Below are 10,542 nucleotides of genomic sequence, written 5' to 3'. Positions count from 1 at the left end.
GGAGCGGCACACGAGGCTCGAACTCGTGACCTCAACCTTGGCAAGGTTGCGCTCTACCAACTGAGCTAGTGCCGCATCATATTAACTCTAGAGTTAAATCGTAATTTTAAAACTACATTTGGTATTGTAGTTAACCACAAAATGGTGCCCGGGGCCGGACTTGAACCGGCACGCTGTTACCAGCGAGGGATTTTAAATCCCTTGTGTCTACCAATTCCACCACCCGGGCATCGGGTTGCTCATAGAGCGCGTGGAGTGTTGAATGGAGGCGGAACCCGGAGTCGAACCGAGGTGGACGGATTTGCAATCCGCTGCATGGCCACTCTGCCATTCCGCCAAATTAGATAATTGGAGCGGCACACGAGGCTCGAACTCGTGACCTCAACCTTGGCAAGGTTGCGCTCTACCAACTGAGCTAGTGCCGCTTTCTTTATCTTGGGGGCTATGCCCTCTCAACACGGACGCATTCTACAGAGATTATTAAACGCGTCAATATAAAAAATGCTAGTTTTGAACTGTTTGCTTATTTTTTATCTAAAACGGTGTGTAATTATACGCTTAGGATCGATTTTTGGTCAATTCTGACCATGCTGCCATTAAATACTGCAGCATAGAACTAAGCGTTAAGAATGTTGCAACGTATAAAAGACCATAACTTAAGTAGATCATCCATGTATCAAATTGCCAAATCAAACCAATGATGGCTAGCATTTGTGCCGCAGTTTTAAACTTACCCATGTTAGATACAGCCACATTGTCACGCTTACCCTGCTCTGCCATCCATTCACGTAATGCAGAAATAACGATTTCGCGGCTAATAATAACTAATGCAGGTATAGTCATATACAAACTTTGATAATGGCTTGATAAAGCAACAAGTGCCGCACAGACCATTACTTTGTCAGCAACAGGATCTAAAAACGCACCAAATGGCGTTGACTGATTTAAACGACGCGCAAGATAGCCATCAAGGATATCTGTGATTGACGCAAGCCAGAAAACAAACGCAGCTGCGAAAAACGCCCATGAGAAAGGCAAATAAAATATCACCAAAAAAATGGGGATAAGAAAAAGTCTAAAGGTTGTGAGTGTGTTTGGAATATTCCACATAACTACTTGGAGATGTCTTTTTTTACTATATTCGCACGAAGGCTACGCCTTGTCATGCAAATGATTAAATATCTTTTCAGCCATTTCAGGGCTGATCCCAGGAACTTGTTTTAATTGGTCTATATTAGCAGCTTTTACCCCTTGCATGCCCCCTAAATATTTTAATAATGCCTGTCGGCGCTTTTGTCCAACACCGGTAATTTCTTCTAATAATGATTGCGTGCGTTGCTTTTGACGTTTATTACGATGCCCAGCAATAGCAAAACGGTGCGACTCATCACGTATATGTTGGATTAAATGCAGTGCCGGCGCGTCTGAATCAAGTGGTATTGTTTTTCGTCCACCATCAATTAATAGCGTTTCTAAACCTGGTTTTCGGCTTGTGCCTTTTGCAACACCCACCAGCAATGGCATTTTATTATGTGGCCAGTTTTCAAAATATTGTTCAGCACGAGATAATTGCCCTTTACCCCCATCGATAAAGATGACATCTGGAATTTTTTCTTCATCGACTACTTTGTTGTAGCGTTTATTAAGTGCAAATTCCATTGCAGCATAGTCATCACCGCCAGTGATGCCGGTAACATTAAAACGGCGATACTCTTTATTATTTGGACCTTGCGAATCAAACACCACACAACTTGCAACCGTGTTTTCACCCATTGTATGGCTGATATCAAAACATTCCATACGATTTATATCATCTAGGCGTAACGTTTCTTTTAATTGTGCGTAGCGTTTATTAATTGAGTCCTGCGTGCTTTGCTTAACACTAATGCTGTTAAGGGCATTTTTATTAGCAAGCTTAAGATACTGAGCTCGCTCACCGCGATTTGCGACTTTTAAACTCACTTTACGCTCAGAAATTGCCGTAAGTGCATCGCTTAGAAGCTCACTCTCTTCGATTGTAAACGGTAAGATGATTTCTTTAGCAATGCGCCCTGTTGCACCAGGTGCTAAGTAATACTGGCCTAAAAAGGAAGTTAAAATCTCTTCTTGCCCATAGTCTTTGGGCACTTTGGGGAAATAGGTTTTGCTACCAAGTACCTTATGATCGCGGATCATTAATAAGTGAACCGCATTTAAACCATTTAAATGCGCAAAGCCAACCACATCCATTTCGGCATGATTACCGGAAATCGATTGCTGTTCCTGCATTTTCCGAAGTAACATAATTTGGTCGCGTACTTTTGCAGCGAGCTCAAATTTAAGCTCTTTGCTTGCTTGCTCCATTTTAGCAATTAAATCAGCAATAACTTCATGAGATTTGCCTAGTAAAAACTTACGTACAAAATCGACTTCTTGTTGATATTCTTCATCGGTAACTTTATTAACACAAGGCGCTGAGCAACGTTTTAACTGATATTGTAAACATGGACGACTTCGAGCTCGGTAATAGGCATCTTCACATTGGCGAACCGGAAAGATTTTTTGCATTAAACGCAGGCTTTCAGATACCGCCCCTGCACTTGGGAATGGACCAAAATACTCGCCTTTGATTTTACGGCTACCACGATGAAAAGCGAGTCGCGGGTGTTTGTGATCAGTTAAAAGAATATAAGGGTATGATTTATCATCGCGCAGTAAAATGTTGTAACGAGGCTGATATTTTTTTATTAAGTTGTTTTCAAGTAATAAGGCTTCGGTCTCTGTGTTAGTCAGAGTGACTTCGATACCGCAAATATTGCTTACTAAGACACGTGTTTTACTATCAGTTACATTACTGCGAAAGTAACTAGTTACGCGCTTTTTTAGATTTTTAGCCTTACCGACATAAATAACTTGCCCTTCACTATCAAGCATTCGGTAGACACCGGGCTCACTTGATAGTGTTTTAAGAAAACGGGCTGGTTCGAAATCAGACATTGAGCAAATTAATGCGAACTATCAATGTCGATCATTTTGTGACGTATTGCTAAATGCGTAAGTTCAACATCACCACCCACATTTAGCTTTTCAAACATGCGATAGCGATAGCTATTCACTGTTTTAGAACTTAGGTTCAAACGCTCTGCTATGTCTTGTGCCTTTTCACCTTTGGTGATCATCAGCATAATTTGCAGTTCACGCTCAGAAAGACTCTGAAACGGATTTTCGTCTGTGCGTCCGCTTACCTGTGCAAGGGCAATTTGCTGAGCAATTTCAGGCGCGATATAACGTTGGCCGGCATTTACAGCACGAATAGCGTTAACCATTTCATCAGAGCCGGCACCTTTAGTTAGATAACCATGAGCTCCGATTTGCATCACTTTGCTTGGGAATGGATCTTCACAATGCACTGTCAGCACGATAATTTTTACATCAGGGCAATAACGACAGATTTTCTTAGTTGCCTCTAAACCACCGATACCTGGCATGTTCATGTCCATCAACACGATATCAGGCGAATGTTGACGGCAAAATTGCACCGCTTCTTCACCGGTTTTAGCTTCACCAACCACTTTAAAACCACGAACATCATCAAGTATACGTCTGATACCTGTCCGTACAAGCTCATGGTCATCAACTAAAAGTACATTAATCAATGGAACACCCTCAAATAACCCAAATACATGCTTGTGTAAATTTAATGTGCCACATTAGCACAGAATGAGTGAAACAATAAATCAAATTATTGTTTCACTCATCATTTTATGCGGCGTTTTTCTCGCTAAAACGATCAACCCACAGCGCAATAATACCATCACCTGTAACATTACAAGCTGTACCAAAACTATCCTGTGCTAAATAAAGTGCAATCATTAATGCCACTGCGCCTTCATTGAAGCCAAGCATACTTGTTAATAGTCCTAATGCCGACATAACCGCACCACCCGGCGCTCCAGGGGCTGCAATCATGACAACACCTAACATCATAATAAATGGCAACATACCAAATAAAGATGGTACATCCATATTCGGTGATAAGAACATCACTGCCATTGCACATGTCACAATGGTAATTGTTGAACCCGATAAATGGATGGTTGCACATAACGGCACTGTAAAGTTTGCAACATCTTCTTTTACATTATTAGCTTTACTTGAGCGCAGCGATACAGGAATTGTTGCTGCACTCGACATTGTACCTAAAGCAGTAAAGTAAGCGGGTAGCATATTTTTTACAAGCTCTAATGGGTTTCTTTTTAATAAAAGTCCCGTTGAAACATATAAAACGGTTAGCCATAACCAATGCATGATCAATGCTGCAAGTAATACAATACCAAATGTTTGCAGCGTATCTACCACAGTGCCAGCGACTGTCATCTCTGCAAATACACCGGCAATATAAAACGGTAATGCTGGAATAATAACCTTTGCTAATAAGCCATCAATTACATCACGACCCTGATCAGAAACTTTCTTCAACATATCAAGTTGCATTTGGCTCATACCAATACCAAAAATGAAAGCCGCAGCTAACGCCGTCATTACGCTCATAAGTGGTGGAATTTCTAAATCAATAAAGCTGCCCACTTCTGTAGCTACTTCAGCTTCAAACGTTAAGCCCCCATCAAACAATGGGATCATGGCGCTGACTAATAAAAACGCTAAGGTGCCAGCAATAATCGTTGACCCATAAGCAAAACCGACAGTTTTGCCAAGTAAGTGGCCAGAACCTTTTGGTAAGCCAGCAATACCAGATGCGATAAAAAATAAAATAATCAGTGGAATGGTAAAGGTGATCAACTGACCTATTATTTCTTTTACTGTATAGAGGAGTTCAACACCTGTTAGCGGCACATACAAGCCCACTAAAATACCGGCAACAATACCAGCAATTAATTTTAGAATTAAATTCATAACGATCACTTCAATTTTTAGGTGGTAACCTTTTACCACGTTTTAGTTTACTTTTGTTATAAAACAGCCAAATTAACGTTTAACTGCGCAAATTACCACCACAGCTTCGCAGAATCTAATTTGAACGTAAATATATGCGTCCTATCGCGTTGCATTTGTTAACAAAGTTGCAAGTTAATAACATGCTCGCAATTTTGAATACCCGTGTAGTTCTTATGTATAAATCTATATTAAGTGCCGCTCTACTGAGCACACCTTTTACTTCCTTGGCCACCAGCCAACCCATCACCCTCCCTTTTGTTGCGGAACAAGCAACAATTGACGGAAAGCTAAATGAACCAAGTTGGCAACACGCAAAAAAAATCACGATTGATAATGTCACATGGCCTTATGAAAACAGCAAAAGCCCAGTGACCACACACGCCTATGTCTATGAAGATGGCGAGACGTTATTTATTGGCTTTGAAGCAAACGACCCAAATCCAGAACTAATTCGCGCTTTCTATCGTGATCGTGATGCAGCATGGGATGATGACTTAGTGGGGCTGAAAATTGATTCATACAATAATGCTCAATTAGCTTATCAGTTTTTTATTAACCCACTTGGCGTACAACAAGACTCGATAGAAAACGAACTGACTAAACATGAAAGCTCATCATGGGACGGTATTTGGGATAGTGTTGGTGTTATTCACGATAAAGGCTACACAGTAGAAGTGGCTATTCCCTTACGCGTATTGAATTTTGACGACAGCGTAGCAACCAAAACGATGGCGATGGAGTTTTTACGATTTTTACCGCGTAGTGAGCGTTTGCGTATCTCAAATATGCAAATTGACCATGGTAACAATTGTTGGATTTGCCAAATGCCAAGTTACCAAGGTTTTGAACAAGCAAAGCAAGGCAATAACGTGGCGATTATTCCATCTGTGGTGCTTGGCAAAAATGAGACTCGTGATATCGATGGCGCACAAGTGGCTGATTGGGAGTCAGAGAACAATACTGAAGCCAGCCTGGATGTTAAATGGGGGATCACCCCAGATATTACCTTAAATGCGACGATTAACCCTGACTTTTCACAGGTTGAAGCGGATGTTGCTCAATTGAGTGTGAATAATAATTTCAGCTTGTTCTTCCCAGAAAAGCGTGCCTTCTTTTTAGATAACGCTGACTACTTTGCATCAACACTTAACCTTATTCATACCCGTAATATTGCCCAACCAGATTATGGAACCAAGATCACAGGTAGCAAAAATGGCCATACATTTGCCGGTTTTATTGCCAATGATACGCAAACCAATGTGTTGATCCCGGGCAATTTAGGTTCATCTCTTGTCGCCCTTGACGAGAAAAGTGAAAACGGTGCTCTGCGATACCGATACGACTTTGAATCAGGGTTATCACTTGGTTCAACAGCAACTCACAGACAAAGTGATGATTATAGAAACACGGTTTATAGTATTGATAGTAAATACAAACCAACAGTGAACGATGTTTTCCTAGTACAAGTATTAAAGTCACAAACGCAATACAGTCAGGATTTTATTGACGAGTTATGTGATGGTGATAACTGTTTACAACCTGAGCAAGTAATTTGTGAATTAAATAGTGATTGCGACTATAACGAAGGTGTACTTCGTGTTTTAAGTAAAGAACAACAATCGGGTACTGGCTACTATGTTAAGTATCAACATGATGAGAAGTACTGGCGTGCATTTGCTGACTATAATTATCGCGATGCTGATTTAAGAGCTGACTTAGGTTTTATCTCGCAAGTTGATTTTAAAAAGTTTACTACAGGTGGCGAATACCGCTGGTATGGTGATAAAGGTAATTGGTGGAACCGCGCTAACCTGTATGCCGATTGGGATATTACCCACAACGAAAATAACGAACTTCTTGAAAAAGAAGCACAAACCAGCTTTTCTGTCAGCGGCCCGTTACAAAGCTTTTTTGAAGTCTCTGTTGAACACCGAAACCGTACAGGTCTTCGACACGATAAATCACGTTTAGATATAGACGGCAACACAGATTTATTTAGCGAAAATGGCGTTGGCTTTTACAGTGATTTTAAACCAACCGCTGGGGTCTTTGCTTCTTTATATATGTATACAGGTAATGCCGTTGACTTAGCCAATAACCGCACTGGTGATAAGTTTCATATACGCCCGGTACTGAATATGAATCTTGGTAAACATTTTGAAGTACGTTTACGTCATACTTATGAGCAACTTGAAGCTGATGGTAGCGAAGTATTTACCGCAAATTTAAGTGATGTGCGGTTAACTTATCAGTTTAACGTGAATAGCTTTTTACGCCTTGCAGTCATTTATACCGATTTAGAACGTAATCAAGCTAATTACATTGATGATGTAGATAGCCAATATAAAAAGTTAGCCACCCAGTTATTGTATTCTTACAAACTGAACCCGCAAACAGTATTCTTTGCAGGTTACTCTGATAATGGCTATCAAGATGATGAACTTTCATCGATAACTAAAGAGCAGCGTACCCTATTTGCTAAATTTAGCTACGCTTGGTTACTTTAACACTCCATTAGCGCACCTTTCGGTGCGCGCCCTTCTTTTCTCACCTTATTACTAAATGCTATAAGCCTATTCGCTATATGTTATAGCCAAACTTTACTTTCGTTTTTTAATAGTCACAGTAAAGTGTGACTATTACAGATCAATAGCCTAAGCTAGTTGATCACGATTGAATAAATTGCTTCCAAGGGAACACTATGTCTAACATTTTTGAAGATAATTCATTAACAATTGGTAATACACCGATTGTAAAGCTTAACCGCGTAACCTCAGGTAATGTTTTTGCTAAAGTAGAATCACGTAACCCAAGCTTTAGTGTTAAATGCCGTATTGGCGCTTCAATGATCTGGGAAGCAGAAAAGTCAGGCGTATTAACCAAAGACAAAGAATTAATCGAGCCGACTTCTGGCAACACAGGTATTGCACTTGCGTTTGTAGCAGCTTCTCGTGGCTATAAATTAACCCTGACTATGCCTAATACGATGAGCCTAGAGCGTCGTAAACTATTAAAAGCGTTAGGTGCTAACCTAGTTTTAACTGATGGCGCTAAAGGTATGAATGGCGCGATTGAAAAAGCAAAAGAAATTCAAGCAAGCGAGCCTGGAAAATACATTCTTTTACAACAATTCGAAAACCCAGCTAACCCAAAAATTCACTTTGAAACAACGGGTCCTGAAATCTATGAAGCAATGGACGGTAAAATCGACATCTTCGTAGCAGGTGTTGGTACAGGTGGTACTATTACAGGTGTTAGCCGTTACCTTAAACTAGAAAAAGGCCTAAACGTGCAATCTGTTGCTGTTGAGCCAACTAATTCTCCAGTTATTAGCCAAACCTTAGCTGGTGAAGAAATTAAACCGGGTCCTCATAAAATCCAAGGTATCGGTGCTGGCTTCATCCCAGGCAACCTTGATTTAGAAGTTGTTGATGCCGCTGAGCAAGTATCAAATGAAGATGCAATTGCAATGGCTCACGAGCTTATGAAAAACGAAGGTATTTTAGTAGGTATTTCGTCTGGTGCTGCAGTGGTTGCTGCAAAACGCCTTGCTGAAAAACCTGAAAATGCGGGTAAAAACATCGTTGTTATTTTACCAAGTGCTACTGAGCGTTACTTATCTAGCCCATTATTTGCTGAAGAATTCAGTGAAAAAGAGTTAGTTCAATAACGAGTGCAGTTAATTTAAGAAAGGATGCCAAGGCATCCTTTTTTATTGCCAAGCAAAAATAAATCCCACAATTTTACTAAGTTAACTTTACATCTCAGTCATTTAGTCACACACTTAAAATTATTTAATCTAGCAAATCAAAGCATAATGAAAAACGTACTCTTAATTTTTGCTCTTTTGAGTAGTTGCTTAATGTTGGGTTGTGGCTCTGAAGAGTCACCTCAGGGCGAAAAAAATACCCCAGGCAACACAGCCACGCTTTATTTTGATGCACTGTATAACCAAAACGATTTAAATCAAGCCATGGAATACGCAACTCCAAAAATGGCTCGCATTATGAAGTCTTATGGCACCGCAAACCAATTCGCTCGTAACCTAATTAACATGCAATACGACGAAGTTGTAATTGAAGTTGATATGACCAATATGAGTTTACGTGAACAGTACGGTGATAAGGCTAATATTAATTTAATCTTTACGGGTTACTTCAACGGTAAAAAAGTGGATGATATGCGCAGTGTAAAAATGATCCGCAAAAAAGGTAATTGGTATATAGAAAAGATTAACGCCGATCCATTTGCTCGATAGATAGTTATCTTAAAGTAAAAATGGGCCTAAAAAGGCCCATTTTTTGATTCCGTGTATAAATTACTCTTCATCAAATTCTTGGTGTTGACGCTGTGCAGGACGCGCTAAGATCTCAACATAAAACGATGTTAAGCCTTTGGCTTCAATATCACTAATACATTTATTAATCTCTGCTACGTGAACAACTTCGGCTTCATCCGCTGATTCACCAAACTTACAGTCAAATGCCCAATAATCAGCACCAGCTGGGAGTATTTTATTACGCTCACGTTTCAAATATTTTTTTACTTCGTGTTTGGCTGCATCAACCATGCGAGGGTACTTAATCTTCTCGTGGTTAAGCGTGAATGTCTTCTTCATTATAGTCCTAATAGCTTGGTTCAATGACAATGGCGCTAAGCCATAGGCACACAGTATAACAAGGCCATAAAAAATTAGCTGTATTTTTTCTTATGTTGCTTGAATTTACTTATTAAAGTGTAGATTAATTTATTTATGTGACAATGTAGTTAATCAATTAGGCTGAAATTAAATGCAAAGGTTGATGAATAGCATCTTCTGTTAAGCTATCGTAAAAAGCTGCAGCGTCAATTTGGGCACGCTCAGTTGGTTGATTTTTATCAAGGTAGCGTTTTCTTACTGCGGGCTCACAATTGTCTATCACTTCTAGTGGAATGTGATTTTTATCATCTCGAACATGCAATGGCTCAGGTGCTAAACAATGACGTAAGCGAATGTCTGAAAGACCACCTTGAAGTAATCGAAGAGCATTATCTTGACCAATCAACATATCAAATTGCTCTGGTGCTAATGATTGCTTAGGACCTGCCCCTAACTGGGCTCTAAGTACCTCTTCTGAAACGTGAGGATTACTTATTTCTGTTTTAGGTAGATGAAATTGACTAAAATCAAGTGCGTCATGTGAGAGCATTGCTAATAATAATGCAAACTCACCAGAGCGATGTTCATGAACACTTTTATTAAGACGATTATCGAGTTGACTCTCATTGAGCAACAAACCATCAACTTGCATAGACTTTAGCCAAATAGATTCCAGATTAATCAGTTATCGGCATTAATCCAATTTTCTTTAGTTTTTTTCTTTACTTAAATAACCAGTTTGCTATTATCAGCGCCGTTGCATTGGAGGGGTTCCCGAGCGGCCAAAGGGATCAGACTGTAAATCTGACGGCTCAGCCTTCGCTGGTTCGAATCCAGCTCCCTCCACCACTTCCTTCTGGTAGTGGGGCCAAATGCAATAGTAAAATCTGTGTGGAGGGGTTCCCGAGCGGCCAAAGGGATCAGACTGTAAATCTGACGGCTCAGCCTTCGCTGGTTCGAATCCAGCT

The 10,542-nt window shown here is 40.2% G+C and carries 9 protein-coding genes and 5 tRNA genes; 4 read left to right on the top strand and 10 right to left on the bottom strand.

The annotated features are described in order from the left end of the window. Window positions 1-2: 2 nt before the first annotated feature. The 8 genes from QL229_RS20420 to QL229_RS20385 form a co-directional block, all read right to left on the bottom strand. Window positions 3-75: transfer RNA gene (locus QL229_RS20420), tRNA-Gly, on the bottom strand. Between the two features lie 67 nt (window positions 76-142). Beyond that, a tRNA-Leu gene (locus QL229_RS20415) sits at window positions 143-229 on the bottom strand. A 34-nt stretch (window positions 230-263) separates the two neighbouring features. After that, window positions 264-337, bottom strand: a tRNA-Cys gene (locus QL229_RS20410). A 12-nt stretch (window positions 338-349) separates the two neighbouring features. Further along, a tRNA-Gly gene (locus tag QL229_RS20405) sits at window positions 350-425 on the bottom strand. A 133-nt stretch (window positions 426-558) separates the two neighbouring features. Continuing rightward, window positions 559-1,110, bottom strand: coding sequence for a CDP-diacylglycerol--glycerol-3-phosphate 3-phosphatidyltransferase (gene pgsA / locus QL229_RS20400; RefSeq protein ID WP_281547357.1), 552 nt, complete (start codon window positions 1,108-1,110; stop codon window positions 559-561). 42 nt (window positions 1,111-1,152) lie between these two features. After that, window positions 1,153-2,976: an excinuclease ABC subunit UvrC gene (gene uvrC, locus QL229_RS20395; RefSeq protein ID WP_138557485.1), complete on the bottom strand. Its 1,824-nt coding sequence runs from the start codon at window positions 2,974-2,976 to the stop codon at window positions 1,153-1,155. 8 nt (window positions 2,977-2,984) lie between these two features. Then, window positions 2,985-3,635 carry a UvrY/SirA/GacA family response regulator transcription factor gene (gene uvrY, locus QL229_RS20390; protein WP_054553647.1) on the bottom strand — a complete coding sequence of 217 codons (651 nt, stop codon included), beginning with the start codon at window positions 3,633-3,635 and terminating at the stop codon, window positions 2,985-2,987. Between the two features lie 106 nt (window positions 3,636-3,741). Next, window positions 3,742-4,893 (bottom strand): dicarboxylate/amino acid:cation symporter, encoded by a 1,152-nt coding sequence (locus QL229_RS20385; RefSeq protein WP_135925298.1) that lies wholly within the window; start codon window positions 4,891-4,893, stop codon window positions 3,742-3,744. Window positions 4,894-5,108: 215 nt separating this feature from the next. On the opposite strand from QL229_RS20385, the gene QL229_RS20380 reads away from it, so the two are divergent. The 3 genes from QL229_RS20380 to QL229_RS20370 all read left to right on the top strand — a co-directional run bounded on the left by QL229_RS20380 (window position 5,109) and on the right by QL229_RS20370 (window position 9,193). Beyond that, window positions 5,109-7,442, top strand: coding sequence for a carbohydrate binding family 9 domain-containing protein (locus tag QL229_RS20380; protein WP_138557484.1), 2,334 nt, complete (start codon window positions 5,109-5,111; stop codon window positions 7,440-7,442). A 194-nt stretch (window positions 7,443-7,636) separates the two neighbouring features. Beyond that, a complete protein-coding gene (gene cysK / locus QL229_RS20375; RefSeq protein ID WP_135925303.1) occupies window positions 7,637-8,605 on the top strand; it encodes a cysteine synthase A in 969 nt (322 codons plus the stop codon). Window positions 8,606-8,797: 192 nt separating this feature from the next. Then, window positions 8,798-9,193 (top strand): hypothetical protein, encoded by a 396-nt coding sequence (locus QL229_RS20370; protein WP_235383619.1) that lies wholly within the window; start codon window positions 8,798-8,800, stop codon window positions 9,191-9,193. 60 nt (window positions 9,194-9,253) lie between these two features. On the opposite strand, the gene QL229_RS20365 is transcribed toward QL229_RS20370, so the two are convergent. Together QL229_RS20365 and QL229_RS20360 are read right to left on the bottom strand one after the other, a co-directional pair. Next, a complete protein-coding gene (locus QL229_RS20365) occupies window positions 9,254-9,553 on the bottom strand; it encodes a DUF6172 family protein (protein ID WP_138557483.1) in 300 nt (99 codons plus the stop codon). Between the two features lie 157 nt (window positions 9,554-9,710). Beyond that, window positions 9,711-10,226, bottom strand: coding sequence for a VC2046/SO_2500 family protein (locus QL229_RS20360; protein WP_138557482.1), 516 nt, complete (start codon window positions 10,224-10,226; stop codon window positions 9,711-9,713). A 112-nt stretch (window positions 10,227-10,338) separates the two neighbouring features. On the opposite strand from QL229_RS20360, the gene QL229_RS20355 reads away from it, so the two are divergent. Continuing rightward, window positions 10,339-10,423 (top strand) — tRNA-Tyr (locus QL229_RS20355). Window positions 10,424-10,542 lie beyond the last annotated feature (119 nt).

It is taken from the genome of Pseudoalteromonas sp. PAR1 (genome assembly GCF_947311895.1).
GTDB lineage: Bacteria > Pseudomonadota > Gammaproteobacteria > Enterobacterales > Alteromonadaceae > Pseudoalteromonas > Pseudoalteromonas lipolytica_C.
The sequence above is the reverse complement of the archived record's forward strand: the minus strand, read 5'-3'. Positions and strand labels throughout refer to the sequence as shown.

What these genes read in the sequence shown, in the direction of transcription:
- uvrC (WP_138557485.1), bottom strand. Translation starts at nt 2,976, where the DNA reads ATGTCTGATTTCGAACCAGCCCGTTTTCTTAAAACACTATCAAGTGAG.
- QL229_RS20365 (WP_138557483.1), bottom strand. Translation starts at nt 9,553, where the DNA reads ATGAAGAAGACATTCACGCTTAACCACGAGAAGATTAAGTACCCTCGC.
- QL229_RS20385 (WP_135925298.1), bottom strand. Translation starts at nt 4,893, where the DNA reads ATGAATTTAATTCTAAAATTAATTGCTGGTATTGTTGCCGGTATTTTA.
- pgsA (WP_281547357.1), bottom strand. Translation starts at nt 1,110, where the DNA reads ATGTGGAATATTCCAAACACACTCACAACCTTTAGACTTTTTCTTATC.
- QL229_RS20370 (WP_235383619.1), top strand. Translation starts at nt 8,798, where the DNA reads ATGTTGGGTTGTGGCTCTGAAGAGTCACCTCAGGGCGAAAAAAATACC.
- QL229_RS20380 (WP_138557484.1), top strand. Translation starts at nt 5,109, where the DNA reads ATGTATAAATCTATATTAAGTGCCGCTCTACTGAGCACACCTTTTACT.
- cysK (WP_135925303.1), top strand. Translation starts at nt 7,637, where the DNA reads ATGTCTAACATTTTTGAAGATAATTCATTAACAATTGGTAATACACCG.
- QL229_RS20360 (WP_138557482.1), bottom strand. Translation starts at nt 10,226, where the DNA reads ATGCAAGTTGATGGTTTGTTGCTCAATGAGAGTCAACTCGATAATCGT.